Here is a 26953-nt window from a genome sequence, read left to right on the forward strand (position 1 = left end):
GTCAACCGCTCCCTTCGCCCTGGTGCCGGCACTCGGACTGACGCTCTCCTTCTACTTCTTCTCCACCCACGACCAGGTCGCATACTGGCCGTACCCGTACGCGCCGGCCCTGGTCCAGCGGTCGATCGAGCAGGTCTACGCCCTCTCCTACGCGCTGGTCTCCGCGGCCGCCGCCTGGCAGGGCGCCCGGTTCAAGGAGTCGCGCGTCCGTGAGCTGGCGCCCTACCGGCGCGGCTGGGCGGTCGTGACCCGGACCCTGGCGCCCGTAGTGGCGGTCGGCTGGCTCGTGCTCCTCGTCCCGGTGGTCCTCGCCTTCGCCGAACGGCCGACGTGGCCCACGCCGGACAGCCTTCCCCCGCTGCTGCTCGGGCTGGTGCTCTGCGCGGCCCACGGAGTGATCGGCTTCACCGTCGGGCAGTGGCTCAAGCCCGCACTGGCCGTGCCCGTCATGGCGTGTGCGGTCTTCCTCCTGGTGTCGTACCCGCATGCCCTGGAGCCCTTCTACCTGCGGCACATGTCCGGCGAGTACTTCGCGCACATCGGCTTCGCCGAGACCGCCACCGCCGCCTCGATGGCGGGGCACCTGCTCCCCACCCTGGGTCTGGCCGTCGCGGTCTGTCTCTTGGGGGCACGCGGTCACGTGCTGCTGCGCACCGCGCCGGCGGTCGCCGTGTGCGCGGGCGCCACGTTCGCCTCGTACAGCATCGTGAAGGACTGGAACTACAACCCCAGCGTCCACGTCCGGGCCGTGGAGACCAGGTGCACGGGCAGCGCCCCCGAGGTGTGCCTCCCGGTGAGCGCGGGGAAGGACGCGGAGAGCATCAGCGGTGAGGTCGACCGGACGTTCGCCGTACTGAAGAAGTACCAGGTCGTCGACGAACCGCCGAAGCGTGTCGAAGAGGCGCTGAACTACGGGAGGTTCACCCCGGACGACACGAAGGAGTCCGCGTACCTCCTGCTGTCCACGGCTCACCGGGAGCACCGGGTGAGCGCCGACATCATCAGCACCTACGTGACGTTCCCCTGCGAGGCGCCGCAGCCGACGCTGCGGCGGGCGGTCCTCCTCTGGCTCGAGGGGAAGACCGGCACCATGTCCGGTTACGAGCGGATCGCGGCGGGCGACCCGTTCTACACCCGGGCACAGCACCGTGAGGTCCTGAAGGGGGTGGCCCAGGTCGCCGGGAAGTCCACGGCCGAACAGGTCGCCTGGTACAGGACCGTCACCCGGTCCGCCTGCGAGGCGTCCACGTGATCTGGTGGCTGAAGACGCGGCTGGCCCACACCGTGCTCGCCCCGTGCCTCGCGGCGTTCGTCCTGCTGACCTTCCTCTTCCAGGACGGGACGGTCGTCCTCCCCGCCATCAGCGTCACCGCGGGGAACAGCGTCCTGCTGGCGGGCTTCACCCCGCTCCTCGTGGTGGGCGCCCTCGTCCAGTGCCTCGACTCCCGGCTGGAGGCGGCCGAGGCGACCGGCACACGGCGGGTCGCCCGGCTCGACACGGCGCTCGCCGCCGGGACCGTCGCCGCGGTCATGGCACTCACCGCCGCCGGAGGGCTCCTCCTGGACTCCCCCGCGGTCGTCTCCGCGGGCCGCAACACGCTCTTCCTCACCGGGCTCGCGCTGTGCGGGCGCGGCTGGATGGGGCGGTCGAGCATCGTGCTGCCCACGGCCTGGATCTTCCTGGTGGTCCTGGTGGGGCACCGGACCGCGGACGACTTCTTCCCCTGGGCGGTCACCGGGCACGCCCTCCACTCCCCCGTCGCCGCCGTCGCGGCGGGGACCTGTGCGCTCCTCGGGATCGCACTCGACCACGTCATGACGACTCGGCAAGGACCGCGCCCATGAGCATCACGTTCACCGACTGCGCCTACCGGTACAAGCGCCGGAGCCGGCCCGTCCTCACCGGCTTCTCGTACGAGCTCCGGGACGGCCTCACCGTCCTCCTCGGCCCCAACGGAGCGGGCAAGTCGACGCTGTTGCGGCTCGGGGCGTCCGTGGCCCGGCCGGAGACCGGCCGGATCAGCTGCGGCACCGTCCCGTCGACGGCACGGGATTACCGCCGGCTGGTCTCCTGGATGCCGCAGCAGATCACGGCGATGGCCGGGCTGACGGCCAGGGAACAGGTCGCCTACAGCGGCTGGCTGAAGGGCATGGGCCGGTCGGACGCCTGGGACCGGGCGCGGGACGCGCTCACCCGGGTGGGCCTCCGGGACCGCGCCGACGACAAGGCGCGGATCCTGTCGGGCGGGCAGCTGCGCCGCCTCGGCCTGGCCTCGGCCCTCGTGCACGACTGCCGTGTCCTGCTCCTGGACGAGCCCACGGCGGGCATGGACCCGACTCAGCGGCGCGTGTTCCGTGACCTGCTGACGGCCGCGGTGGACGGCGGCGGCCTCAGCGTCCTGATGTCGACGCACGACGTGGCGGACCTGGCCGACGACGCCGACCGCATCACCGTGCTGGCCGAGGGACGGATTCGGTTCGACGGCACGACCGACGGCTTCCTCGGCAAGGCCCCCGCGGACACCCCCGGTTCCCGCCACGCAGAGGCCGCCTACACGGCGCTGACGCTGCGGGACTGAGCCGGGGAAACCGCCGCGCCTGCCGAACGGGGGGGTGGGCGCGGCGGCGTCGCGCCCGCTGCCCGCCGAGCACACCGACGGCCACGGGCGCCGGCCCCGGATCCGCTGCCGCGGCTGGACGGAGATCAACGGACCCGGCCTCGCTCGGACCCTCGATCTCCCGTCCGTACGGCCCCGTCAGCCGATCGCGAGCAGCACCACGAGCAGCACCAGACCGACGACGGCCGGGGCGATCACCTCGTAGGCCCAGCGCACCGACGCGGTGGTCGTGGCCTGCTCCTCGCGGCGGCCGGCGCGCTCGGCGAGTTCCCTCAGGTCGCCCACCGTCTGGTCCGCGGCGGCCGCGCGGGCGTGGGAGTCCCGGACGTCGGCGTGCACGGAGGTCCGGCCGTACGGGTCGTCGTGCGCCTGCTGGGTGGCCTTCCTGGCCGCCCTCTTGCGTTCACGCAGCGAGACGGGGACCGCCCACAGCTGGTACTTGGCGCCGCTGTGCGTGTAGATCTCGCTGGAGTAGGTGGCGCGCACGGTGGAGACGTCCGTCCAGGGCAGCACGATCGTGCGGAACGGGTTGCGGATCCGGATCCGTTCCTCGTCGACGAAGACCGCGGGCCGCAGGGTGAACGCCACGATGAGCGGAATCACGGTCAGCAGCGCGGCAAGCGCCAGCCACGGCACCCATCCCTTGCCCTGGACCACCGCGTCGCCGCCGATCCAGCCGACCAGCAGGATCAGCAGCGCGCCGCTGACCAGCCCGGCGCCCGACCGGAAGGTCCGGTCGGCGTAGGCGGGCTCGGCGGGGGGTGTGGGGCTCGTCATGGTCCCGATTCTGCCTGAAGCCGCGCCCGGGACGCGGAGGGGCCGTGTCCTGCCTGGGGAAGGCACGAAACGGGTGGGGCCCTGTACAGGTCGCTACGCGCGTAGATATGCTCATGTGGTGACCATGCCCACCACTGCACCCTCTCCCGAGCCAGCGGCTCCGTCCGGGCAGGGAGGCAGCCCCTTCGCCGACGCGACGGCGTCCGAAGGCACGCTGCGCCGCTTCCTGCACGGGCTGCCCGGCGTCGACACCGTCGGCCTCGAAGCGCGCGCCGCCTCCCTCGGCACCCGTTCGATCAAGACGACCGCCAAGGCGTACGCCATCGATCTCGCCATCTCGATGATCGACCTGACGACGCTGGAAGGCGCGGACACCCCGGGCAAGGTCCGGGCTCTGGCCGCCAAGGCGGTCAACCCCGACCCCACCGACCGCACGACCCCGCGCACCGCTGCCGTCTGTGTCTACCCCGACATGGCGGCGACCGCCGTCGCCGCGCTGGCCGGCTCCGGGGTGAAGGTCGCGTCCGTCGCGACGGCCTTCCCCGCGGGACGCGCCGCCCTGGACGTCAAGCTCGCGGACGTCCGCGACGCCGTGGCGGCGGGGGCCGACGAGATCGACATGGTGATCGACCGCGGCGCCTTCCTCTCCGGCCGCTACCTCAAGGTCTACGACGAGATCGTCGCCGTGAAGGCCGAGTGCGGCTCAGCGCGGCTGAAGGTGATCTTCGAGACGGGTGAGCTGTCCACGTACGACAACATCCGCCGGGCCTCCTGGCTCGGGATGCTGGCGGGAGCGGACTTCATCAAGACGTCGACCGGCAAGGTCGGCACCAACGCCACCCCGGCGAACACCCTGCTGATGCTGGAGGCCGTGCGCGACTTCCGGGAGCAGACGGGCGTGCAGATCGGCGTGAAGCCGGCGGGCGGGATCCGCACCTCCAAGGACGCGATCAAGTTCCTCGTGCTGGTCAACGAGACCGCGGGCGAGGACTGGCTGGACAACCACTGGTTCCGCTTCGGCGCCTCCAGCCTGCTGAACGACCTGCTGATGCAGCGCCAGAAGCTCAGCACCGGCCGTTACTCCGGCCCCGATTACGTGACGGTGGACTGATCCCCATGGCATCTGCTTTCGATTACGCGCCGGCACCGGAGTCCCGCTCCGTCGTCGACATCGCTCCCTCCTACGGCCTTTTCATCGACGGCGAGTTCACCGAGGCTGCCGACGGCAAGGTCTTCAAGACGGTCAGTCCGTCCACCGAGGAGGTGCTCTCCGAGGTCGCGCGGGCGGGCACCGAGGACGTGGACCGGGCCGTGAAGGCGGCTCGCAGGGCGTTCGGGACGTGGTCGGCGCTCCCCGGCTCCGAGCGCGCCAAGTACCTGTTCCGGATCGCCAGGATCATCCAGGAGCGTTCGCGCGAACTGGCCGTCCTGGAGACCCTGGACAACGGCAAGCCGATCCGGGAGACCCGCGACGCGGACCTCCCGCTGGTCGCCGCGCACTTCTTCTACTACGCGGGCTGGGCCGACAAGCTCGACTACGCGGGGTTCGGCCGGAGGACGACAGAGGGAAACGCCGGCACGAACCCCCGCCCGCTCGGGGTGGCCGGCCAGATCATCCCGTGGAACTTCCCGCTGCTGATGCTGGCCTGGAAGATCGCCCCGGCGCTCGCCACCGGCAACACCGTGGTGCTGAAGCCCGCGGAGACGACACCCCTGTCCGCGCTGTTCTTCGCCGACATCTGCCGGCAGGCCGGCCTGCCCAAGGGCGTCGTCAACATCCTCACGGGGTACGGCGACGCGGGCGAGGCGCTCGTCTCGCACCCCGACGTGAACAAGGTCGCCTTCACCGGCTCGACCGCCGTGGGCAAGGCCATCGCCCGGCAGATCGCCGGCACGGACAAGAAGGCCACCCTCGAACTGGGCGGCAAGGGCGCGAACATCGTCTTCGACGACGCACCGGTCGACCAGGCCGTCGAGGGCATCGTCACGGGCATCTTCTTCAACCAGGGCCAGGTCTGCTGCGCGGGTTCGCGGCTCCTCGTGCAGGAGTCCGTGCACGACGAGGTGCTGCACGCCCTCAAGCGCAGGCTGTCCACGCTCAGGCTCGGCGACCCGCTGGACAAGAACACCGACATCGGTGCGATCAACTCCGCGGAGCAGCTCGCCCGGATCGGCGCGCTCGTCGAGACCGGCGAGGCCGAGGGCGCCGAACGCTGGTCCGCGCCGTGCGAACTGCCCTCCTCGGGTTACTGGTTCGCGCCGACCCTCTTCACCGGGGTCACCCAGGCGCACACCGTCGCCCGCGACGAGATCTTCGGCCCGGTGCTTTCGGTGCTGACCTTCCGCACGCCGGACGAAGCCGTCGCCAAGGCCAACAACACGCAGTACGGCCTCTCGGCGGGCATCTGGACGGAGAAGGGCTCCCGCATCCTCGCGGTGGCGAACAAGCTCCGCGCCGGTGTGGTGTGGGCCAACACGTTCAACAAGTTCGACCCGACCTCGCCGTTCGGCGGATACAAGGAGTCGGGCTTCGGCCGCGAGGGCGGCCGTCACGGTCTGGAGGCCTACCTCGATGTCTGACGGGCGACTGAGCGTCTTCAAGACCTACAAGCTGTACGTCGGGGGCAAGTTCCCCCGCTCCGAGAGCGGCCGGGTGTACGAGGTGAACGACTCGAAGGGCAGGTGGCTGGGACACGCCCCGCAGTCGTCCCGCAAGGACGCGCGTGACGCGGTCGTGGCCGCGCGCAAGGCGTTCGGCGGCTGGTCGGGCGCGACCGCGTACAACCGCGGGCAGATCCTCTACCGCGTCGCGGAGATGCTGGAGGGCCGCCGGGACCAGTTCGTCCGCGAGGTCGCGGACGCCGAGGGGCTGTCGAAGTCCAAGGCGGCGGCGGTCGTCGACGCGGCGGTCGACCGCTGGGTCTGGTACGCGGGCTGGACGGACAAGATCGGCCAGGTCGTGGGCGGGGTGAACCCGGTCGCGGGACCCTTCTTCAACCTGTCCACCCCGGAGCCGACGGGCGTGGTCGCGGTCCTGGCCCCGCAGGATTCGTCCTTCCTGGGTCTGGTCTCGGTGATCGCCCCGGTGATCGCCACGGGCAACACCGCGGTCGTCGTCGCGTCGGCGGACGCGCCGCTGCCCGCGCTCTCGTTCGGCGAGGTCCTGGCGACGTCGGACCTGCCGGGCGGTGTGGTGAACATCCTGTCGGGACGGGCGGCGGAGCTCGCGCCCACGCTGGCGTCCCACCAGGACGTCAACGCCATCGACCTCACGGGAGCCGACGCCGGTCTCGCGAAGGAGTCGGAGATCGCGGCGGCCGACAACCTGAAGCGCGTCCTCCGTCCACAGGCTGTGGACTGGTCGGCCGATCCGGGGACACATCGTCTGACGGCCTTCCTGGAGACCAAGACGGTCTGGCACCCGACGGGCGCACTGGGAGCCTCCGGCTCCTCCTACTGACCCCGGGCACGGGTGTGGGGCCGCCCCGCGCGGGCGGCCCCACACCCATGTGCGTACGACGGTCAGCCGGTGACCAGGCCCGTCACCTCTCCGACCACGGGCAGATCGCTGAGCGCGGCGCCGCTGGTCAGCGGATCGGTGACCAGCGCCGTGGTCACGGGCTTGAAATCGGCGACCTGGGTGCCCACCGCGTTGTCCAGCGGGTCCACGCCCGTCCCGGCCAGCGGGTCGATCTGCAGGTCGGTGACGGGCTTGACGGCCCCGGCGAGCCCGTAACCGAGCGCGCTGGTCAGCGCGGGCGCCGCCGCGTCCCCGACCGCCCCGAGCGTGCTGTCCGCGGTGTCCGCGCCGGTCGCGGGCGGGGCGGGCAGCGGCGCGGCCTGGGCCGCCGCCCCGCCGGCGCCGAGTGCCGCGCCCAGCGCGGTGAGGGTCAGACCGGCACGCAGCAGAGTGCGGTGCCGGGGCTTGGACAGTGCATGACGTGCCATGTTTTCCCACCTGATCGGGACGTGTCGGGTAATCATCCGTGCGCGCAGAGTAGTTGAGGTGTGATGCTCGATACCAACAGGACCTCCCGGGGATCCCCTACGCGGGTCAATGCCTCACACTTCTGTTCTGTGAGTTCCCAACCGATCCCCACGCGCGTCGTGCTGCTCGCCGGTCCGTCCGGCTCCGGCAAGTCCTCCCTCGCGGCCCGCAGCGGTCTCCCGGTGCTTCGCCTGGACGACTTCTACAAAGAGGGAAACGACCCGACACTGCCGCGGGTCACCGGCAGCACGGACATCGACTGGGATTCCGCCCTGTCCTGGGACGCGGACGGCGCCGTCGCGGCCGTGGCGGAGCTGTGCGCCACCGGGCGTACGTCCGTCCCCCTGTACGACATCGCCACGAGCGCGCGGACGGGCCAGGAGACGCTCGACATCGAGCGCACGCCCCTGTTCGTCGCCGAGGGCATCTTCGCGGCGGACATAGTGGAGCGCTGCCAGGAACTGGGCCTGCTCGCGGACGCTCTGTGCCTGCGCGGCCGGCCGGTGACGACGTTCCGCCGGCGGCTGCTGCGCGATCTGCGCGAGGGGCGGAAGTCGGTGCCGTTCCTGCTGCGCCGCGGCTGGCGGCTGATGAGGGCCGAGCGGGGCATCGTGGCCCGCCAGACGGCGCTCGGCGCGTACCCCTGCGGCAAGGACGAGGCGCTGGGCCGGCTCGCCTCAGCGGCGGCCGGGCGCTGCCGGACCCCGCGGAGCCGGGTGCCGAACTGAGCCGCCGGCCGTGACGCGCGGCCCCGGGCACGCGCGACGGGGGCGGACAGGACCCCCCGGCCTGTCCGCCCCCGCTGCGTGCTACCCCCGTACCGCCGCCTCCCCCGAGGCTGCGGCCTTTTTCCCCCGTGTCCCCCGTGTCCCCCGTTTCCCGTCCCCCCGGGCCCCGTTCCCCCCGCAGACCTCAGGCCACCAGCTCGCCGAAGGACTCCTCCTCGTCACGTCCGAAGCTGAGGACCTCGTCCTCGCGCAGCCGGCGGAGCGACCGCCAGATGCTCGACTTCACCGTGCCGACACTGATGTCGAGGATGGACGCGATCTCCGGGTCCGTGCGGCCCTCGTAGTAGCGGAGGACCAGCATGGTGCGCTGGAGTTCGGGCAGCCGCGCGAGCGCCTGCCAGAGCACCGCCCGCAGTTCCGTGCCCCGCATCGCGTCCGTGTCGCCGACCGTCTCCGGCAGCTCCTCGGTCGGGTACTCGTTGAGCTTGCGCCTGCGCCAGGCGCTGATGTGCAGGTTGGTCATGGTGCGGCGGAGGTATCCGCCGACCGCCGCCTTGTCGCTGATCCTGTCCCAGGCCCGGTACGTCGAGAAGAGGGCGCTCTGCAGCAGGTCCTCGGCCTCGTACCGGTCGCCGGTCAGGTGGTAGGCGGTCGCGTACAGGGAGGCACGGCGCTCCTGGACGTAGGCGGTGAACGCGGCTTCGGCGTCCTCCGTCCGGTCCGGGAGCGACCGGTCCCCCGAGCCCTCCCCGTACGCGCTTCCCCCGTTTTCCCCCGTGGGCACGTCAACCATCGTCAGGTACGACGAGTGCTGACGCCCGGCGCCACGTGCACGCCCCCGTCCTGCGGCACCGGACTTCTCCGGGCTCCTCCCGACGTCGTGAAGGCGCGTGACAACTGCGCTTGAGGTGCTGCTGTGCAGTGCGTTCATCATCTGGCGCCCCCCATCGGTGGAGTCCGTTCGTTCCGTGTGCCACTGAGCTTGCCGGGGCGATTTCATGGCGCTGTCCCCCGACTGTCACAGGGCTGTCACAGGGCATGTCGGCCGATCAACTCGGGGGGATTGTCGAAACGTGGCACCACCATGGGCCAGAATGGCCCACGTGCCTTTCCTGTTGCTGATCGAGGACGACGACGCCATCCGCACAGCCCTCGAACTCTCGCTGTCACGCCAGGGCCACCGTGTGGCCACCGCGGCGACGGGAGAGGACGGCCTGGAGCTGCTCCGGGAGCAGCGGCCGGACCTGGTCGTGCTGGACGTGATGCTGCCCGGGATCGACGGTTTCGAGGTCTGCCGGCGGATCCGGCGCACCGACCAACTGCCGATCATTCTGCTGACCGCGCGCAGCGACGACATCGACGTCGTGGTGGGACTGGAGTCCGGCGCGGACGACTACGTGGTGAAACCCGTACAGGGCCGGGTGCTCGACGCCCGTATCCGCGCGGTCCTGCGCCGCGGGGAGAGGGAGTCCACCGACTCGGCGACGTTCGGGAGTGTCGTCATCGACCGCTCGGCGATGACCGTCACCAAGAACGGGGAGGACCTGCAGCTCACGCCGACCGAGCTGCGGCTCCTGCTCGAACTGAGCCGCCGCCCCGGACAGGCCCTGTCCCGGCAGCAGTTGCTGCGTCTCGTGTGGGAGCACGACTACCTCGGTGACTCCCGGCTGGTGGACGCCTGTGTGCAGCGGCTGCGGGCGAAGGTCGAGGACGTGCCGTCCTCGCCGACCCTGATCCGTACCGTGCGCGGTGTGGGCTACCGGCTGGATTCGCCTCAGTGAGCGATTCCGCGAAACGCTCCATACTCGCGGGTCTTCGCTGGACCAGCCTGCGGTTGCGCCTTCTGATCGTGTTCGCGCTGGTGGCCCTGACGGCGGCGGTGTCCGCGTCGGGCATCGCGTACTGGCTCAACCGCGAGGCGGTCCTGACGCGTACGCAGGACACGGCGCTCGGCGACTTCCGCCGTCAGATGCAGAACCGGGCCGCGTCGCTGCCGCTGGAGCCCACCGCGGACGATCTGCGGGACGCGGCCGAGCAGATGGCGCACAGCGGCCCGGGCTACCACGTGCTGCTGATCGGCACCCACGACGGCAAGCCCGTCACCGGTTCGTCCGACCTGGACTCGTTCACCAAGGCCGACGTGCCCGCCTCGCTGCAGAAGCAGGTGAACAAGAAGCAACCGCTGACGTCGGCCAACACCTACGAGTACCACCTGTTCTGGCAGCGTACGACGCTGGGCAACACGCCTTATCTGGTGGCGGGTACGAAGATCATCGGCGGTGGTCCTGCCGGGTACATGCTGAAGTCGCTCGACCAGGAGCGGGAGGACCTCAGTTCGCTGGCGTGGTCCCTGGGGATCGCGACGGCGCTGGCCCTGGTGGGCTCGGCGCTGCTGGCCCAGGCCGCGGCGACGACCGTGCTGCGGCCGGTGCAACGGCTCGGTGACGCGGCGCGCAAGCTCGGCGAGGGCAAGCTCGACACCCGTCTCGTGGTCTCCGGCACCGATGAACTCGCCGACCTCTCCCATACGTTCAACAAGGCCGCGAGCTCCCTGGAGAAGAAGGTCGCCGACATGAGCGCGCGGGAGGAGTCGAGCCGCCGCTTCGTGGCCGACATGTCCCACGAGCTGCGCACCCCGCTGACCGCGATCACGGCGGTCGCCGAGGTGCTGGAGGACGAGGCGGACAGCCTGGACCCGATGATCGCTCCGGCCGTGCACCTGGTGGTGAGCGAGACCCGCCGGCTGAACGACCTGGTCGAGAACCTCATGGAGGTCACCCGTTTCGACGCCGGCACCGCACGGCTCGTCCTGGACACGGTCGACGTCGCGGACCAGGTGACCGCCTGCATCGACGCCCGGGCCTGGCTGGACGCGGTCGATCTCGACGCGGAGCGCGGCATCATGGTGCGGCTGGATCCGCGCCGGCTCGACGTGATCCTGGCGAATCTGATCGGCAACGCCCTCAAGCACGGCGGTTCGCCGGTACGGGTCTCCGTACGGACCGACGAGGACGAGCTGGTCATCGAGGTGCGCGACCACGGGCCGGGCATCCCCGAGGAAGTCCTGCCCCATGTGTTCGACCGCTTCTACAAGGCGAGTGCCTCACGCCCCCGCTCCGAGGGCAGCGGTCTCGGCCTGTCCATCGCGGTGGAGAACGCCCACATCCACGGTGGCGACATCACCGCATCGAATCTTCCGGACGGCGAGGGCGCGGTGTTCGTGCTGCGGCTCCCGCGGGACGCGGAGCGGCTGACCGGTGCTCCTGGGTCGGACGACCCGGACGGCGACGAGAAGGGCGGCGCGGCGTGATGCGCGGCGAGCGGACGTACGGCGCACCGCGCGGGGGTCGTACGGTGCGGGGGCGTCGCGGGGCCGTTGCCGCGCTGGCCGCCGTGGTGGCGGGTGCGGCGCTGGCCACGGGCTGCGGCATCCGCAGCACGTCGGTCCCGGTGGACGCCGGGGCGGCACCCTCCCGGATGCCGTGCCGGACCGCGTCGGAGGCGGCGGCGACCGCACCGCCGCCGGAGAGCGTCTCCGTGCGGATCTACCTGGTCTGCGCCTCCCAGCTGGTGACGGTGGAGCGCACGGTCGAGATCGACGAGTCGCGGTCCGACCCCCTCCTGGTCGCACAGGCGCTCCTGGGCGAGTTGCAGGGGGAGCCGGACTCCGACGAGCGGCGCGCCGGTTTCTCCACCGACGTTCCGGCGGGGCTGCGGGTCTCCGCCGCACGCAAGGGGGACCCGGCCGGGACACTGCGGCTCAGCGAGCAGCCGGACGACCTGCCGGCCGAGGCGCTCGCGCAGGTCGTGTGCTCCTACGCGGACAACGAGTCCCTCGGATCCGGGGGGTCGGTCATGCTCGGCGGACCGGGGAAGTACACGCCGCGGGGCTATCTCTGCACGTCGGAGACGAAGAGCCGGCCGGGCGAGGTACCCACCCTGGGGGCGCTCGAGCTGTCCTGACGTCCTCCCGGACGCCCGCGGGAGCCGCCTCCCGCCCCGGGCCCCGGGGTGTCCGTGCCGCTCGTCACAGACCCTTCCCGGAAACGGGCGGAACCGATCCTGCCGGTCGTGGCGTCTTGGTGGACGTGCGTCACAGTTCGGACGGCCCGGCCGTCATCCGCTTCCGCGCGGCGGGGGTATTCCTCCTCCTCGCACATCTTCTGTTCGTCAGCTGGCTGACGCTGCGCCCGCTGGACGTGCCCTGGATGACGGCCGCGAACCTCCAGCCGCTCGCCGGGATCAGGGCGGACCTGGCTCTCGGTCCTGCCGAGGCGGCACGGCGCATCGGTGAGGCCCTGCTGCTCCTGGCACCGCTGGGGGTACTGCTGCCGATGGCCGGCGGCAGACTACTGGTCTCCCCCTGGGCCTCGCTGGCCCGTACGGTCGCCGCCGGCGCGCTGATCTCGATGGCCATCGAGCTGGCGCAGACGGCGGTGCCGGGTCAGGTCGTGGACGTCGACTCGCTGCTGCTGAACACCGCCGGCGTGGCGGTGGCCCATCTGCTGGTCGTCCCGCTGTCGCGTTCCCGGCTGAGGCGGGGCAACCGGGCGGGGGCCGGGGACCTGTCCCGGATCGGGATCCGGTCGGTCCTGGCCGAGAGCCCTCAGGGGTCCACCCCGACGATTACCAGGGTCGGCATCGCCCCGTAGAGCGATGCTTTGCACCCCTTCGCGCGGCACTGTGGAGATACGGGAGCACGACGGAGCTGCTCCCCGGAACGGTTCGCGAAGGAGCTCACCATGGCCGCACTTGCCCGCCCCCGTGACGGACGCATGCTCGGTGGAGTGTGCGCGGCGCTGGCACGGCGCTTCGGCACCTCCGCAGGGACGATGCGTGTCATCTTCCTGGTGTCGTGTCTGCTTCCCGGCCCCCAGTTCGTGCTCTACCTGGCGCTGTGGCTACTGCTGCCGTCCGAGAAGACCACGGCCGCGACGGCCTGGTGACCGTCGGGACCACGGGGAAAGCATGTGGGGCGCGCACCCGGTCCGGGTGCGCGCCCCACATGCGTGGTGCGGTGGTCAGCCGCCGATCGGCAGGACACCGCTCAGACCGCCGGCGGGCAGGCCGCCGAGCAGGTTCGTGCCGGGCGCCGAGAGGCCGCTGCCGCCGCGCTGCTGCTGCTGGTCGAGCAGGCCACCGGCCGCCTTCTGCACCGCGGGCAGCGCGTCGGTGACGGAGTCGAGCGCGACATTGGCGGGCAGGGCGCCGGCCAGGGAGTCGACGGGCACGGCTACGGCAGAGGCGCTGCCCGCGCCGGCGGCGGCGAAAGCGGCGCCGAGTGCTGCGACACCGAGGGTCCTGACAGCAGACTGCTTCATGTGAGATTCATCCTTGGGGAAGGGGATGTGAGCGGCTCTGCAACGTAGCCATCGGCGCATCCCTCCCGCAAACATGCCGGGACACGGAAAACGGCAGGGACGAAGCGTTCCCGGCCGTTTCCCCTGTGAAGTCCTCAGCCCGCGAAGGAGGAGGATCCGCTGGTCACAGCGGTCTGCCGGAAGAGCCACTCTGATTTCAGCTCCGCATATCCGGGCTTCACGACGTCGTTGATCATCGCCAGACGTTCATCGAAAGGAATGAACGCTGATTTCATCGCATTGACTGTGAACCACTGCATGTCGTCGAGCGTGTATCCGAATGTCTCGGTCAGCCGCTCGAATTCCCCGCTCATGCTCGTCCCGCTCATCAGCCGGTTGTCCGTGTTGACGGTGGCGCGGAAATGCAGCTTCCGCAGCAGCCCGATGGGGTGCTCGGCGTACGAGGCCGCCGCACCGGTCTGGAGGTTGGAGGTCGGACAGAGCTCCAGCGGGATCCGCTTGTCACGCACGTACGAGGCGAGACGGCCCAGCGTCACGGTGCCGTCGTCGGCGATCTCGATGTCGTCGATGATGCGGACACCGTGGCCGAGCCGGTCGGCGCCGCACCACTGCAGGGCCTGCCAGATCGACGGCAGGCCGAAGGCCTCGCCCGCGTGGATGGTGAAGTGGTTGTTCTCGCGCTTGAGGTACTCGAAGGCGTCCAGATGCCGGGTGGGAGGGTATCCCGCCTCGGCGCCCGCGATGTCGAAGCCCACCACGCCCAGGTCGCGGTAGCGGTTGGCGAGTTCGGCGATCTCCAGCGCGCGGGCGGCGTGCCGCATGGCGGTGAGGAGGGCGCCGACGCGGATGCGGTGGCCGTTCGCGCGGGCACGGCGCTCGCCCTCGCGGAAACCCTCGTTGACCGCCTCGACCACCTCTTCGAGGGACAGGCCGGCGGTGAGGTGCTGCTCGGGTGCGTAGCGCACCTCCGCGTAGACGACGCCGTCCTCGGCGAGGTCCTCGGCGCACTCCGCCGCCACACGGAACAGCGCGTCCCGGGTCTGCATGACCGCGCAGGTGTGGGCGAACGTCTCCAGGTAGCGCTCCAGCGAGCCGGAGTCGGCCGCGTCGCGGAACCAGGCGCCGAGCTTGTCGGGCTCGGTCTCGGGCAAGGCGTCGTAGCGTTGCGCGAGTGCCAGTTCGACGATCGTTCCGGGGCGCAGCCCGCCGTCGAGATGGTCGTGGAGCAGCACCTTGGGCGCGCGGCGGATCTGGTCGGGACCGGGGACATTCAGGGTCTGGCTCGTCATTCGGGCACTCTAGCGCCTACGCGCGTAGAGCGCCGGGTGCCGATGCGTAACAGTGACCGCGAAGCCAGGTGGAATACACCTGCCCTTCTGACACTGTTCTGTCATGGCACAGCGCGTACTTCCCCTGTCTGCCGCCAGGCTGGGACGGGCCGTCCTCACGGCCGGAGCAGCACCCGAGGTCAGCGGCGTGGTCCTGCTGCTCCCGGACGGCGAGACCGATTCCAGACGCCGCCCCTCCACACTCTCGTACGCGGCGCAGCTGCCGTTCGCCCGGTCCCTGGCACGCGCCGGGCAGGAGGACGGGCTCGCGGTGCACGTCGTGCGCTACCGCACCAGGGGCTGGAACGCCGACGCGGATCCGGCGGCCGACGCCCACTGGGCGGCCGACGAGGTCGTGCGGCGCTACGGGGACGTCCCGGTGTGCCTCGCCGGGCACGGCATGGGCGGCCGGGCGGCCCTGCGCGGTGCCGGGCACACCGCCGTCAACTCCGTACTGTCGATGGCTCCCTGGCTCCCGGACGGGACTGAGCCCGAGCCCGAACCCGTGAAGCATCTGGCCGGGCGGCAGGTACTGATCGTGCACGGCACGAACGACGCGCGGACGAATCCCGAGCTCTCCTACCGGCTGGCCGAGCGGGCCAAGAAGGCCAACCGGGACACCTGCCGCTTCGAGGTCCACTCGGACGGGCACGCGCTGCGCCAGCACCGGTCCGAGGTGGTGGCGCTGGCCGCGGACTTCGTACGGGGTTCGCTGTTCGCCCGGCCGTACTCCCGCCCGGTCGCCGACGCGTTCGCGGCACCGCCGCCGCTGGGGCTGCGGATGCCGCTCGCCGCGGGGTTCGGGCGGTCGCTGAGGCACTGAGGCCCACCGATCCGGATCACCGGATCAGTCGGGCAGCAGACTGCCCCGGCGCGACAGCAGGAAGCGTTTGAAGGCTGCCACCGGCGGGGTGTCGGGGTGGCCGTCGAGCCAGGCGACCCCGATCTCGCGGGCCGCGCGCGGCGCGGTCACCGTCAGCTCGACCACGCCCGGCCGGGCGACGGCGGGCGGTGGCAGCAACGCCACCCCGAGCCCGGCCGCGACCAGGCCGCGCAGCGTCTCCGCCTCCTCCCCCTCGAACGCGATCCGGGGGGTGAAACCGGCCTCGGCGCACAGGTCGTCGGTGATCCGGCGCAGCCCGTAACCCGGTTCGAGGGTGACGAACGTTTCGTCGGCGGCCTCGGCGAGACGGATGCGTCGACGGCCCGCCAGCCGGTGGTCGTCAGGGACGACCAGGCGCAGCCGCTGCTCGTCCAGGCGCATGGCGACGAGGTCCGGGGCGTCGGGGACGGGCGAGGTGAGGCAGAGGTCGAGGCCGCCCGCCCGCAGGCGGTCGATCATGGCCTCACCGTAGTTCTGGACGAGCTGGAAGCGGACCTTGGGGTGGTCGGCACGGAAGGCACGGATCAGGGCGGGCACGGTCTCGGATCCCATGGTGTGCAGGAAGCCGAAGGCGACCTTGCCCGCCGTGGGGTCGGCGTCGGCGCGTACCGAGTCCGCCGCCTTCTCCACCTCCGCCAGGGCGCGTTCGGCCGAACCGAGGAAGGTGCGGCCGGCGGGGGTGAGCGAGACGGTGCGCCCGCGGCGGGCGAACAGGGCGACCCCCAGGTCCTGTTCGAGTCTCACCATGGCGCGCGACAGCGTCGACTGCGGGACTCCGAGCTCGTGGGCGGCGCGGGTGACGTGCTCGTGGCGGGCCACCGCCTCGAAGTAAGCGAGACGTGGCGCGAGCACGGCCCGGATGTCTTCTTCGTAACCGCTCGGTGACAGCCGTGGCTGTGAGCTGTGCTGATGCGCCATGGGAACGATTATGACGGTTTCATGCATTGGACGCATGAAACCGCGCGGTCTACGTTCGCCGTATGCCTCCTGCCAGTACCGGGGCGTCCACCGTCATGCTGGACGCCGCCGTTTCGCCGTCTCCCGCCGCCACCTCCCCCACCGTCCCGGACCGCCTCACGCCCGGCGGCCCCGGCTACCGCCGGATGAGCTTCGCGCTCTTCGCGGCGGGGATCGCGACCTTCGCCCTCCTGTACTCCACCCAGGCCCTGCTGCCCGCCGTGTCCGCGTCCTTCGGCGCGACGGCCGGCCAGGCGAGCTGGACGGTCTCGGCGGCGACCGGCGCGCTGGCCCTCTGCGTCCTGCCGCTGAGCGCCCTCTCCGAGCGCTTCGGGCGACGCCAGATGATGACGGCCTCCCTGGCGGTCGCCGTGGTGATCGGGCTGCTCGTCCCCTTCGCCCCGTCGATCGGATGGCTGATCGCGCTGCGCGCGGTCCAGGGTGCGGCACTGGCCGGTCTGCCCGCCTCCGCGATGGCCTACCTGGCCGAGGAGGTCCGGCCCAAGGCGCTGGTCGCCGCGATCGGACTCTTCGTGGCGGGCAACAGCATCGGCGGCATGAGCGGTCGCATCCTCGCCGGGTGGGTCGCCCAGCTGTGGGGATGGCGGGTGGCGCTCGGCGCGATCGGGCTGCTCGCCGTGGCCTGCGCGGTGGTCTTCCACCTCATGATCCCCAAGGCCAGGCACTTCAGCCCCTCCTCGCTCAACCCGAAGGCACTGGCGAAGACCGTCACCGGTCACCTGTCCGACCCTCTGCTGCGCCGGCTGTACGCCATCGGCGCCCTGTTCATGACCGTGTTCGGCGCGGTGTACACCGTGATCGGCTACCGGCTCGTCGACGAACCCTTCGGCCTCCCGCAGGGCATCGTCGGCTCGATCTTCCTGGTCTACCTCGTCGGCACGGTCTCCTCCGCCGCCGCGGGCCGGCTGGTCGCCCGGCTGGGCCGCCGGGGCGCGCTCTACCTCGCGGTCTCCACGACGGCGGCGGGCCTGCTGCTCTCCCTGGCCGACCAGCTGGCCGCGATCCTGGCGGGCCTCGTCCTCATCACGGCGGGCTTCTTCGCCGGGCACGCGGTCGCCTCGTCCTCGGTGAGCCGCACGGCGACGTCCGGGCGCGCGCAGGCGTCGGCGCTGTACCAGTCCGCGTACTACCTGGGCTCCAGCGCGGGCGGCACGCTCGGTGCCGTCGCCTTCCACGCCGGCGGCTGGGCCGGCACGGTCGCCCTGGGCGTGATCGCGGTCCTCGGCGTCCTGTCGATCACCCTGTTCGGCAGCAGGGCGGCCCGGACGGAGCGGCTCCGCGCCGCGTCCCCCGCACCGGTGCACAACTGAGACCTTCCCGGCACAACCGCGGCTCCCCGACGCGCGTCCAACAAGCGGAGACCAACCGCTGGGCGAACGCGAAGGGGAGCAGGCGTACATGAGAATCATGGGGAACATATCCGGCGTACGGGTACGGCGCGGTGCCGTTCTGTCCGTCGCCGGCCTGGTGGCCGCACCGGCCCTGGTCCTGGGCACCGGGACGGCCGCCCAGGCGGCGTCCTGCACGGCCGCGAAGGGGCCGTACCAGAAGCAGGTGGAGAAGTGGCTCAAGCGGACGGCCGACGGTAGGCAGTCGGCGGCCGACTGCAAGGCGATCCGCTCGTTCCAGGTGGCGAAGGGCATCACCCCGGCCGCCGGGTACGCGGGGCCGGTCACCTGGCGCACGATGAAGACCATCACCGCCCAGAAGGCCGCGGGCAAGAACCCCAACGCCGCGAAGAAGTGCCCCACGAACAAGGGGCGCATCGCCTGCGTGGACCTGACCAGGCAGCTGAGCTGGATCCAGGACGGGTCCAAGCTGAAGTTCGGCCCGGTGCCGGTGCGCACGGGCCGCAACGGCGACGAGACGCGGACCGGCGCCAGGAAGATCTACTGGCGCAACATCAACCACTGGTCGACGCTCTACGACGTCAGCATGCCGTACGCCCAGTTCTTCGACGGCGGGCAGGCGTTCCACTCGGTCACCAAGTCCATGTACAACAACCCGGGATCGGCGGGCTGCGTCAACATGCGCCCGGGGGACGCGAAGGCGTACTGGAACCTGCTGAAGAACGGCGACGACGTCCACGTCTACGGGCGCAAGCCCGGCACCTGAGCCGCGGTTTCCCGCTTCCCGCCCCGTTGTCGGTGCCCTGCGGTAGCTTCCACAGTGCTGAGTGAGCGGTGTCACAGCACAACAAGGGTGGAGCGATGAGTGATCTGACAGCGACGACGGACGTCGACAGCCGTCTCGAAGGACACCGGGTCGAGCTGACCGGCTACTGCTACCGGATGCTCGGCTCGGCCTTCGAGGCGGAGGACGCGGTCCAGGACACGCTGGTCCGCGCCTGGCGCAACTTCGACAAGTTCGAGGGCCGTTCCTCCCTGCGCTCCTGGCTGTACCGCATCGCGACGAACGTCTGCCTGGACATGCTGAACGCCGGCAACAAGCGGGCCCGGCCGGTGGATCTGACCGGCCCGACACCGCTGGCCCAGGCCGCGCTGAACCCTCTCCCGGAGAACACCTGGCTGGAGCCGATGCCGGACGGCCGCATCCTGCCCTCGGTGGCCGACCCGGCGGAGGCGGCCGTGGCCCGCGAGTCGGTGCGCCTCGCGTTCGTCGCCGCCCTCCAGCACCTGCCGCCCAAGCAGCGGGCGGTGCTGATCCTGCGCGAGGTCCTGGCGTGGAAGGCGAGCGAGGTCGCCGAGCTGCTCGACACCTCGGTCGCCTCGGTCAACAGCGCGCTCCAGCGCGCCCGGGCGACACTGTCGGACACGGAGGGCACGGCTCCCGACACCTCGAACCCGCTGGACGACGAGCAGCGCAAGCTGCTGGACCGCTATGTGGCGGCGTTCGAGGGGTACGACATGGCGGCGCTGACGGCGCTGCTCCGCGAGGACGCCGTGATGACCATGCCGCCGTTCGACCTCTGGCTCCAGGGGCCCGACGACATCACCGGCTTCATGCTCAGCATCGGCGCGAGCTGCGCGGGTTCCCGGCTGGTGGCCACGGAGGCCAACGGGACCCCGGCCTTCGCGCACTACAAGCCGAATCCGGACGGGCCGGGCTTCGTGCCGTGGGCGGTGCAGGTCATCGACATCTCGGACGGCGCCATCACCGGGATGCACTGCTTCCTGGACACCCCACGCTGGTTCCCGCTGTTCGGGCTGCCGGACCACCTGGAGGCCGACACCGCGTGAGTGTGAGACGTCCTGTGGTGGTCGGCTGGGCCCTTCTCGTGGCGGGCAGCTGGGCCGCCACACTGTGGCTGGGCGAGCCGGTCGCCACGGCGGGGCCGGGCCCCGCCCCGGCAGCCCGGGTTTCGGATGACGACAATCCTGAGCCCGGGCCGCAGCCGGAGGGCTCGTGCCCGACGCCGGAGGCGACGGCATCGCGTCCGGCGAACACCGATCCGTCGCTGCTCGCGAAGGTGCCGGGTGAGTACAGGGACGGGTACGCGACGCACGTCGACTGTTACTACGCCGTGGTCCGCTGACCGCCCGTCACTCCTGGGCCGACACGTTGCCCACCACGTCCGTCAGGCCCACGAGGTCGAGCAGTGCCGTGAGTTCGGCGGGGGCGTGGCGCAGGCGCAGTCGGACGCCCCCGGCTCTGCGCGCGACGAGCCCCAGCCGGGCTATCGCCTCGACCAGGACGAGATCGGAGTGCGTCACCCCGCCCACGTCGCAGTCGATCGCCGCGAGGCCGGGGGCGCCGGCCAGCAGCGCCTCGAGCTCGGCGCAGAGGCCCGGCACCTCGGCGCGGGTGACCCGGCCGGTGACGACGAGGGCGTTCGGAGTGATGGCGTCCACACCAGGGAGACCGGTGAGAGGCCCGGAACTCATCGGCCGGACGGGCGCGTCTCTCAACCGGCCGGGAACATCCCGGTGTCCAGGTCCAGCTTGAACGGCTTGGGCAGTGTCAGCGTCTCGCCGTACTCGACCGCCTCCAGCAGCCGGTAGGTGCCGTCGCTCGGTTCCCCGTACAGGGTCGCGGTCGGGCGGCCGGAGTGCCACGGGTCGAGCAGGAGGAACAGCTCGATGCCGGCCTTCGCGTACCCGTGCGCCTTGCCGATGCGGTCGTGGTTGGCGTTGGCCGGTGAGGTGATCTCCACGACGAGGCGGACCTCTTCCGCCGGTACGCGGTTGCCGGGCCCTGACGCGACCGCGCGCGGCAGGACGACGAGATCGGGGATGTACACAGCCCGGCCCGTCCGGGCACGGAGACGCCGAGCGTCTGATAGATCTCCCAGTCCTCCGGGATGACCCTGATCCGGCCCGACCCAAGTGAGAGGCCCGAGTCCAGCATGCCGAACGGGACCGGTGGTGGTCCACCGGTCCCGTTCACCCGAAAGGGAAAGCCGCAGGTCAGGCGATACGTTCCCGCACCACCGGCGTGGCGGTGAAGGGGGTGCCGGCCGGGGCGATGTCGTACGAGCCGGGCAGCGCGTTCAGGGCGTACTCGAACTTCTCCGGGGTGTCCGTGTGCAGGGTCATCAGCGGCTGGCCCTCGGCCACCGTGTCGCCCGGCTTGGCGTGGAGTTCGACGCCCGCGCCCGCCTGCACGAGGTCCTCCTTGCGTGCGCGGCCGGCACCGAGGCGCCAGGCGGCGACACCGACGTCGTAGGCGTCCAGACGCGTCAGCACGCCCGAGGACGGGGCGCTGATCACGTGCTGCTCGCGGGCGACGGGGAGTTCGGCGTCCGGGTCGCCGCCCTGGGCGGAGATCATCCGGCGCCAGACGTCCATCGCGGAGCCGTCGGCCAGGGCCTTCTCCGGGTCGGCGTCCTTGAGCCCGGCCGCGTCGAGCATCTCGCGGGCGAGCGCCAGGGTCAGGTCGACGACGTCCTTGGGGCCGCCACCGGCGAGGACCTCGACGGACTCGCGGACCTCCAGGGCGTTGCCCGCGGTCAGGCCCAGCGGGGTCGCCATGTCGGTGAGCAGGGCAACCGTGCGGACACCGCTGTCGGTGCCCAGCGCGACCATGGTGGAAGCCAGTTCGCGGGCGTCCTCGATGGTCTTCATGAAGGCGCCGGAGCCGACCTTCACGTCGAGGACGAGCGCGCCGGTGCCCTCGGCGATCTTCTTGGACATGATCGAGCTCGCGATGAGCGGGATCGCCTCGACGGTGCCGGTGACGTCGCGCAGCGCGTACAGCTTCTTGTCGGCGGGGGCGAGGCCGTCGCCCGCCGCGCAGATCACGGCGCCGGTGGTGTCGAGGACGTCGAGCATCTCGGCGTTGGAGATGTGGGCGCGCCAGCCGGGGATGGACTCCAGCTTGTCGAGGGTGCCACCGGTGTGGCCGAGGCCCCGACCGCTCAGCTGCGGCACCGCGGCACCGCAGGCGGCGACCAGCGGGGCGAGCGGCAGGGTGATCTTGTCGCCGACGCCGCCGGTGGAGTGCTTGTCGGTGGTGGGGCGGGAGAGCGCCCCGAAGTCCATCCGCTCGCCGGAGGCGATCATCGCGGCGGTCCAGCGGGCGATCTCGGTGCGGTTCATCCCGTTGAGCAGGATCGCCATGGCCAGCGCGGACATCTGCTCGTCGGCGACCTCGCCGCGCGTGTACGCGTCGATGACCCAGTCGATCTGCTCGGGGCTGAGCTCGCCCCGGTCCCGCTTGGTGCGGATGACGGAGATGGCGTCCATGGGAGGGGAGTCCTTCCGGCCGGAGGGGTAGGCGAGAGTCCCGTCGACTCTACGCGCATAGAGAGAAAACGTTCCGCCACCCCGTTCCCCGGGCCGGGCGGGCCGGTCCGGGGAACGGGGTGGCGGTGGGGGGAACTACCCCAGGTTCTGCGGCCCGAAGGCCTGCGGCAGCATCTCGTCGAGCGTGCGAAGGCCGTCGGGGGTCTCCAGCACGAGCCCGGGCCCGCCGAACTCGTACAGCAGCTGACGGCACCGCCCGCACGGCACCAGCACCGCGCCGGCGCCGTCCACGCAGGTGAAGTGGGTCAGCCGGCCCCCGCCCGTGGCGGCCAGCTGCGAGACCAGCCCGCACTCGGCGCACAGGCCGATGCCGTACGAGGCGTTCTCGACGTTGCATCCGGTGATCATGCGGCCGTCGTCGACGAGGGCCGCCACGCCGACCGGGTAGCCCGAGTACGGGGCGTACGCCCGGGACATCGCGTCCCGGGCGGCCTCGCGCAGCTTCTCCCAGTCGACGGGTGCGGGCGCCGTCACTTGCCCTCACCCTTGCGGTACGGCACGCCGTCCGCCTTCGGCATGCGCAGGCGCTGCGCGGAGAGCGCGAGGACGAGCAGCGTGGTGACGTACGGCGCGGCGTCGACGAACTGGCTCGGCACCTGGTCCGTCAGGCCGTACCAGGTGAACAGCAGGGCGGAGACGACCGCCGAGATCAGCGCGGTCAGGTACCTCTTCCGGTAGAGCTGCCAGAACACGACGATCACGAGCAGGATCGCCAGCAGCAGCAGCATGGCGTGGACGTTCTCGGCGCCGCCGCGCAGCTTGAGGCTGTCGGTGAAGCCGAAGAGCCCGGCGCCCAGGGCCATGCCGCCCGGCATCCAGTTGCCGAAGATCATCGCGGCGAGACCGATGTAGCCGCGCCCGCCGGTCTGGCCCTCCTGGTAGATGCTGGTGGCGACGATGGCCAGGAAGGCACCGCCGAGTCCGGCCAGACCACCCGAGATCGTCACGGCGATGTACTTGTACTTGTAGACGTTGACGCCGAGGGTCTCGGCAGCCACCGGGCTCTCACCGCAGGAGCGGAGCCGCAGACCGAAGGCGGTGCGCCACAGGACGAACCACGTGGCGGGAATGAGGAGCAGGGCGACGACGGTCAGCAGCGAGAGCCCGGTGACCAGGCCGCCGATGATGCCGGCGAGGTCGGACACGAAGAACCAGTGGTGCTGTTGCAGGTCCTGCATCCAGTCCGACAACCCTGGAACGGTGATCTTGTCGATCTCCTCGAGCCGCGGCGACTGCTTGGAGGAGCCACCGGGCTCGTCGGCGAAGGTGAAGTTCGACAGGTAGCGGGTGACGCCCACGGCGAGGATGTTGATGGCCACACCGGAGACGATGTGGTTCACGCCGAAGGTGACCGTGATGACCGCGTGCAGCAGACCGCCGAGCGCACCGCCGATGATGCCGAACAGGACTCCCACCCAGGGGCCCCACTGGAATCCGGCCCAGGCACCGAACCAGGTGCCGAGGATCATCATGCCCTCGAGGCCGATGTTGACGACGCCCGCCCGCTCGGCCCACAGTCCGCCGAGGCCGGCCAGACCGATCGGCACGGCCAGCTCCAGGGCACCGCTGACCTGACCCACGGAGGTCACGTCGTCGGCACCGCTGATCAGACGGACGAGCGAGACGAGGGCCAGCGCACCCGCGATGATCAGCAGCACGACGGGCAGCGAGAGCCTGCGTCGGCCGCCGCCCTTCTTGGGGGCGACGCGTGCGGCGGAGACTTCGGTGCTCACAGGGCCGCCTCCTTCTCGGTGGTGAGGGCGTGGCCGGCGGCGAGTTCCTCGCCGACCTTCTGCTGCTGGCGGCGGGTCCCGTAGCGCCGGACGAGTTCGTAGCTGACGACGACCGAGATCACGATCAGGCCCTGCATGATCGTGGCGATCTCCTTCTCGAAACCGAACTGGTCGAGCGGGGAGGACGCCTTGTCCAGGAACGCGATCAGCAGCGCGCTGAGGGCGATCCCCACCGGGTGGTTGCGGCCGAGCAGCGCGATGGTGATGCCGGTGAAGCCGAGGCCCACGGGGAAGTCGAGGCTGTAGGTGTGCGTGTCGCCCAGCAGCGTCGGCATGCCGACCAGACCGGCGATGGCGCCCGAGATCAGCATCGAGGTCAGGATCATCTTCTTGGCGTCCACGCCGGAGGCCTGGGCGGCGCTCTCGCTGGCGCCCGTGGCACGCAGGTCGAAGCCGAACCGGGTGCGGTTCAGGACGAGCCAGTAGACGAGTCCGCAGCCTGCGGCGACGAAGGTGAATCCGTAGATCTCACCGGCGTCGGGGCTCAGAGGGAGGCCCGGGAACCAGCCGGCCTCCGGGATCTCGCCGGTCGTGAGGTTGTTGGAGCCGGCCGCCTGGTCGCCGAAGTTCTTCGGCAGGATCAGCCAGGCGATCAGCGAGGTCGAGATGGAGTTGAGCATGATCGTCGCGACGACCTCGCTCACCCCGCGGGTCGTCTTGAGGATGCCCGCGATGCCGGCCCAGAACGCGCCGACCAGCATGGCCACGATCACGATCAGGGCGATCTGGAGGGGGCCGGGGAGGCTGACGCTGGCTCCGACCAGGGCTGCCACCATCGCCGCGAGCCGGTACTGCCCGTCGACGCCGATGTTGAAGAGGTTCATCCTGAAGCCGACCGCGACCGCGAGAGCGGCGAGGTAGTACGTGCCGGCCTGGTTGATGATCAGGACCTGTACGTCGCTGTACGACACCTGCTCGAAGAGGAGGCGGTACAGCTCGAACGGGTCGCGGTTCGAGATGAGCAGCACCAGGGTGCTGAGGGCGAACGCGACGACCAGGGCGAGCGCCGGGCCGGCGAAGCCCAGGATCAGCCGGTCCTTGTCGAACTTCTTCATCAGGCCTCGTCCTCCGGTGCTGCTTCGAGGTGACCGGCGGCGGCGCCGGTCATGGCCGAGCCCAGTTCCTCGGGTGTGATGGTGGCGGGGTCGGCGTCCGCGACCAGCTGTCCGCGGTACATGACGCGCAGGGTGTCGGAGAGCCCGATCAGCTCGTCCAGGTCGGCCGAGATGAGCAGGACCGCGAGTCCCTCACGGCGTGCCTCGCGGATCTGGTCCCAGATCTGCGCCTGGGCGCCGACGTCCACACCCCGGGTGGGATGGGCGGCGATCAGGAGCTTGGGATTGTGGCTCATCTCCCGGCCGACGATCAGCTTCTGCTGGTTGCCGCCGGAGAGGGAGGCCGCGGTGACCTCGATGCCCGGGGTCCGGACGTCGTACTCGCGCACGATCCGCTCGGTGTCGGCGCGGGCCGCCCTGGGGTCCAGGAGGAAGCCGCGGCTGTTGGGCTTCTCCGTGACGTGCCCGAGGATGCGGTTCTCCCACAGCGGGGCGTCCAGCAGGACACCGTGGCGGTGGCGGTCCTCCGGGATGTACCCGATGCCGCTCTCCCGCCGCTTGCGGGTGGCGGTGCGTGAGATGTCGTCGCCGTCCAGCGAGATCACCCCGCTGTCCGGGGACCGCATGCCGACGAGCGCCTCGATCAGCTCGGTCTGCCCGTTGCCCTCGACACCCGCGATGCCGAGGACTTCTCCCTTGTGGATGGTGAACCCGATGTCGGACAGCACCTCGCGGACGACCCCGTCCGGGTCCGTCGCACCGAGGGAGAGGCCCTCGACCTTCAGCATCGGGACATCGGTGACCGTCGACTCGCGCGTCTCCGGCGACGGGAGCTCGCTGCCGACCATCAGCTCGGCGAGCTGCTTGGTCGTGGTGTTCGCCGGGTCGGCGGTGCCCACGGTCGTGCCCCGCCGGATCACCGTGATCTCGTCGGCGACGGAGAGCACTTCCCCGAGCTTGTGCGAGATGAAGATGACGGTGAGTCCCTCGGCCTTCAGCTCCCTGAGGTTGGCGAAGAGCGCGTCGACCTCCTGCGGGACCAGCACGGCGGTCGGCTCGTCCAGGATGAGGATGCGGGCACCGCGGTAGAGGACCTTGAGGATCTCCACACGCTGGCGGTCGGCGACCCCGAGGTCCTCGACGAGCGCGTCGGGTCGCACACCGAGCCCGTACGCGTCGGAGATCTCCTTGATCTTCCTGCGCGCGGCCGATCCGATGCCGTGCAGCTTCTCCCCGCCCAGAACGACGTTCTCCAGGACGGTGAAGTTGTCCGCGAGCATGAAGTGCTGGTGCACCATGCCGATGCCGCGTGCGATGGCGTCACCCGGGTTGCTGAACGAGACCTGCTCGCCGTTCACCGCGATCGTGCCCTCGTCCGGCTTCTGCATGCCGTAGAGGATCTTCATCAGGGTGGACTTGCCGGCACCGTTCTCGCCGACGAGGGCGTGGACCGTGCCCTGACGGACAGTGATCCCGATGTCGTGGTTGGCCACGACTCCGGGGAAACGCTTGGTGATGCCGTGCAGTTCTACGGCGGGGGGACTGCTGGACGCGTTGATGACGCACTCTCCTTGGCCGGACAGGAGCGGGGGCACAGGGGGCAGGGGCGGGGCGAAGTTATCGCGCCCAAGGACTGTCTACACGCGTAGTGCTGCCGAATCGTAAGGCGTAGGTCCACGACCTTGTCCGGACTCGGGCTCCCGGGCCGGTACGAGCAGGGCACTGCGAGGCACAACTTCTTCGGTACGTCGATGCTTCAGCACTTCTCGGCGGAACCCC

At 71.0% G+C, this 26953-nt stretch carries 29 protein-coding genes and 1 pseudogene; 17 read left to right on the forward strand and 13 right to left on the reverse strand.

Translation table 11 applies throughout. The features are described from left to right. The first annotated feature begins 22 nt into the window (after window positions 1-22). The 3 genes from LWJ43_RS11990 to LWJ43_RS12000 are packed head-to-tail and all read left to right on the forward strand — an operon-like array spanning window position 23 to window position 2579. Window positions 23-1252, forward strand: a complete 1230-nt coding sequence (locus LWJ43_RS11990; protein ID WP_277332272.1) for a hypothetical protein — start codon at window positions 23-25, stop codon at window positions 1250-1252. Next, a complete protein-coding gene (locus LWJ43_RS11995; protein ID WP_277332273.1) occupies window positions 1249-1845 on the forward strand; it encodes a hypothetical protein in 597 nt (198 codons plus the stop codon). Before LWJ43_RS11990 ends, LWJ43_RS11995 begins: the two co-directional genes overlap by 4 nt. Further along, a complete protein-coding gene (locus tag LWJ43_RS12000) occupies window positions 1842-2579 on the forward strand; it encodes an ABC transporter ATP-binding protein (protein WP_277332274.1) in 738 nt (245 codons plus the stop codon). The genes LWJ43_RS11995 and LWJ43_RS12000 overlap by 4 nt, the downstream gene beginning before the upstream one ends. Window positions 2580-2756: 177 nt before the next feature. Here LWJ43_RS12000 and LWJ43_RS12005 read toward each other — a convergent pair whose 3' ends face one another. Continuing rightward, window positions 2757-3395, reverse strand: coding sequence for a PH domain-containing protein (locus LWJ43_RS12005; protein ID WP_277332275.1), 639 nt, complete (start codon window positions 3393-3395; stop codon window positions 2757-2759). A gap of 124 nt (window positions 3396-3519) precedes the next feature. Here LWJ43_RS12005 and deoC point away from each other — a divergent pair, with 124 nt between their 5' ends. From deoC to LWJ43_RS12020, 3 genes are read left to right on the forward strand one after another with little or no spacing between them, the layout of a single operon-like run. Next, complete coding sequence (gene deoC / locus LWJ43_RS12010) at window positions 3520-4506, forward strand: deoxyribose-phosphate aldolase (protein WP_277332276.1); 987 nt, start codon at window positions 3520-3522, stop codon at window positions 4504-4506. A 5-nt stretch (window positions 4507-4511) separates the two neighbouring features. Further along, window positions 4512-5975: an aldehyde dehydrogenase family protein gene (locus tag LWJ43_RS12015; RefSeq protein ID WP_277332277.1), complete on the forward strand. Its 1464-nt coding sequence runs from the start codon at window positions 4512-4514 to the stop codon at window positions 5973-5975. After that, complete coding sequence (locus LWJ43_RS12020; protein ID WP_277332278.1) at window positions 5968-6855, forward strand: aldehyde dehydrogenase family protein; 888 nt, start codon at window positions 5968-5970, stop codon at window positions 6853-6855. Before LWJ43_RS12015 ends, LWJ43_RS12020 begins: the two co-directional genes overlap by 8 nt. 62 nt (window positions 6856-6917) lie before the next feature. Here the strand turns inward: LWJ43_RS12020 and LWJ43_RS12025 are convergent, their stop codons facing one another. Then, window positions 6918-7343, reverse strand: coding sequence for a hypothetical protein (locus tag LWJ43_RS12025; protein WP_277332279.1), 426 nt, complete (start codon window positions 7341-7343; stop codon window positions 6918-6920). Window positions 7344-7406: 63 nt separating this feature from the next. Here LWJ43_RS12025 and LWJ43_RS12030 point away from each other — a divergent pair, with 63 nt between their 5' ends. Further along, window positions 7407-8111, forward strand: coding sequence for a uridine kinase (locus tag LWJ43_RS12030; RefSeq protein WP_277332280.1), 705 nt, complete (start codon window positions 7407-7409; stop codon window positions 8109-8111). Window positions 8112-8295: 184 nt separating this feature from the next. On the opposite strand, the gene LWJ43_RS12035 is transcribed toward LWJ43_RS12030, so the two are convergent. After that, on the reverse strand, window positions 8296-9042 hold the full coding sequence (locus tag LWJ43_RS12035; RefSeq protein ID WP_277335869.1) for a SigE family RNA polymerase sigma factor: 747 nt from the start codon (window positions 9040-9042) through the stop codon (window positions 8296-8298). A 172-nt stretch (window positions 9043-9214) separates the two neighbouring features. Here LWJ43_RS12035 and afsQ1 point away from each other — a divergent pair, with 172 nt between their 5' ends. The 5 genes from afsQ1 (at window position 9215) to LWJ43_RS12060 (ending at window position 13057) form a co-directional block, all read left to right on the forward strand. Then, complete coding sequence (gene afsQ1 / locus LWJ43_RS12040) at window positions 9215-9892, forward strand: two-component system response regulator AfsQ1 (protein WP_015578482.1); 678 nt, start codon at window positions 9215-9217, stop codon at window positions 9890-9892. Further along, the gene (locus LWJ43_RS12045; RefSeq protein ID WP_277332281.1) at window positions 9889-11421 is read left to right on the forward strand and encodes a sensor histidine kinase; all 1533 of its coding nucleotides are present in this window, start codon (window positions 9889-9891) and stop codon (window positions 11419-11421) included. The genes afsQ1 and LWJ43_RS12045 overlap by 4 nt, the downstream gene beginning before the upstream one ends. Beyond that, window positions 11421-12074 (forward strand): hypothetical protein, encoded by a 654-nt coding sequence (locus tag LWJ43_RS12050; RefSeq protein WP_277335870.1) that lies wholly within the window; start codon window positions 11421-11423, stop codon window positions 12072-12074. The genes LWJ43_RS12045 and LWJ43_RS12050 overlap by 1 nt, the downstream gene beginning before the upstream one ends. A 119-nt stretch (window positions 12075-12193) precedes the next feature. Then, window positions 12194-12763, forward strand: coding sequence for a VanZ family protein (locus tag LWJ43_RS12055; protein ID WP_277332282.1), 570 nt, complete (start codon window positions 12194-12196; stop codon window positions 12761-12763). Between the two features lie 90 nt (window positions 12764-12853). After that, window positions 12854-13057 (forward strand): PspC domain-containing protein, encoded by a 204-nt coding sequence (locus LWJ43_RS12060; protein ID WP_277332283.1) that lies wholly within the window; start codon window positions 12854-12856, stop codon window positions 13055-13057. 75 nt (window positions 13058-13132) lie between these two features. On the opposite strand, the gene LWJ43_RS12065 is transcribed toward LWJ43_RS12060, so the two are convergent. Together LWJ43_RS12065 and LWJ43_RS12070 are read right to left on the reverse strand one after the other, a co-directional pair. Beyond that, window positions 13133-13432, reverse strand: a complete 300-nt coding sequence (locus LWJ43_RS12065; protein ID WP_277332284.1) for a hypothetical protein — start codon at window positions 13430-13432, stop codon at window positions 13133-13135. A gap of 134 nt (window positions 13433-13566) precedes the next feature. Then, window positions 13567-14721 (reverse strand): adenosine deaminase, encoded by a 1155-nt coding sequence (locus tag LWJ43_RS12070; RefSeq protein WP_277332285.1) that lies wholly within the window; start codon window positions 14719-14721, stop codon window positions 13567-13569. Window positions 14722-14824: 103 nt separating this feature from the next. On the opposite strand from LWJ43_RS12070, the gene LWJ43_RS12075 reads away from it, so the two are divergent. Continuing rightward, entirely contained in the window at window positions 14825-15583 is a 759-nt protein-coding gene (locus LWJ43_RS12075; RefSeq protein ID WP_385458013.1) for an alpha/beta hydrolase, read from the forward strand. A 24-nt stretch (window positions 15584-15607) separates the two neighbouring features. Here the strand turns inward: LWJ43_RS12075 and LWJ43_RS12080 are convergent, their stop codons facing one another. Continuing rightward, window positions 15608-16561 carry a LysR family transcriptional regulator gene (locus tag LWJ43_RS12080; protein ID WP_277332286.1) on the reverse strand — a complete coding sequence of 318 codons (954 nt, stop codon included), beginning with the start codon at window positions 16559-16561 and terminating at the stop codon, window positions 15608-15610. Window positions 16562-16623: 62 nt separating this feature from the next. Between LWJ43_RS12080 and LWJ43_RS12085 the strand changes: the two genes are divergently transcribed. The 4 genes from LWJ43_RS12085 to LWJ43_RS12100 all read left to right on the forward strand — a co-directional run bounded on the left by LWJ43_RS12085 (window position 16624) and on the right by LWJ43_RS12100 (window position 20117). Next, window positions 16624-17931, forward strand: a complete 1308-nt coding sequence (locus tag LWJ43_RS12085) for an MFS transporter (RefSeq protein ID WP_277332287.1) — start codon at window positions 16624-16626, stop codon at window positions 17929-17931. 88 nt (window positions 17932-18019) lie between these two features. After that, complete coding sequence (locus LWJ43_RS12090; protein ID WP_277332288.1) at window positions 18020-18736, forward strand: L,D-transpeptidase family protein; 717 nt, start codon at window positions 18020-18022, stop codon at window positions 18734-18736. Between the two features lie 95 nt (window positions 18737-18831). Further along, window positions 18832-19821: a sigma-70 family RNA polymerase sigma factor gene (locus LWJ43_RS12095; RefSeq protein WP_277332289.1), complete on the forward strand. Its 990-nt coding sequence runs from the start codon at window positions 18832-18834 to the stop codon at window positions 19819-19821. Then, entirely contained in the window at window positions 19818-20117 is a 300-nt protein-coding gene (locus LWJ43_RS12100; RefSeq protein WP_277332290.1) for a hypothetical protein, read from the forward strand. Before LWJ43_RS12095 ends, LWJ43_RS12100 begins: the two co-directional genes overlap by 4 nt. A 7-nt stretch (window positions 20118-20124) precedes the next feature. On the opposite strand, the gene LWJ43_RS12105 is transcribed toward LWJ43_RS12100, so the two are convergent. The 7 genes and pseudogenes from LWJ43_RS12105 to LWJ43_RS12135 form a co-directional block, all read right to left on the reverse strand. After that, the gene (locus tag LWJ43_RS12105) at window positions 20125-20466 is read right to left on the reverse strand and encodes an STAS domain-containing protein (RefSeq protein WP_277332291.1); all 342 of its coding nucleotides are present in this window, start codon (window positions 20464-20466) and stop codon (window positions 20125-20127) included. 20 nt (window positions 20467-20486) lie between these two features. Next, window positions 20487-20929 (reverse strand): annotated as a pseudogene (locus LWJ43_RS12110) (Uma2 family endonuclease). Window positions 20930-20988: 59 nt separating this feature from the next. Beyond that, the gene (locus LWJ43_RS12115; protein WP_277332292.1) at window positions 20989-22266 is read right to left on the reverse strand and encodes a thymidine phosphorylase; all 1278 of its coding nucleotides are present in this window, start codon (window positions 22264-22266) and stop codon (window positions 20989-20991) included. Between the two features lie 135 nt (window positions 22267-22401). After that, entirely contained in the window at window positions 22402-22800 is a 399-nt protein-coding gene (locus tag LWJ43_RS12120; RefSeq protein ID WP_277332293.1) for a cytidine deaminase, read from the reverse strand. Further along, window positions 22797-24059, reverse strand: a complete 1263-nt coding sequence (locus LWJ43_RS12125; protein ID WP_277332294.1) for an ABC transporter permease — start codon at window positions 24057-24059, stop codon at window positions 22797-22799. Before LWJ43_RS12125 ends, LWJ43_RS12120 begins: the two co-directional genes overlap by 4 nt. After that, window positions 24056-25174 carry an ABC transporter permease gene (locus tag LWJ43_RS12130; protein ID WP_147959194.1) on the reverse strand — a complete coding sequence of 373 codons (1119 nt, stop codon included), beginning with the start codon at window positions 25172-25174 and terminating at the stop codon, window positions 24056-24058. Before LWJ43_RS12130 ends, LWJ43_RS12125 begins: the two co-directional genes overlap by 4 nt. After that, window positions 25174-26757 (reverse strand): ABC transporter ATP-binding protein, encoded by a 1584-nt coding sequence (locus tag LWJ43_RS12135; protein WP_277335872.1) that lies wholly within the window; start codon window positions 26755-26757, stop codon window positions 25174-25176. Before LWJ43_RS12135 ends, LWJ43_RS12130 begins: the two co-directional genes overlap by 1 nt. Window positions 26758-26953 lie beyond the last annotated feature (196 nt).

The sequence above is a fragment of the Streptomyces sp. JH34 genome (genome assembly GCF_029428875.1).
Classification (GTDB): domain Bacteria; phylum Actinomycetota; class Actinomycetes; order Streptomycetales; family Streptomycetaceae; genus Streptomyces.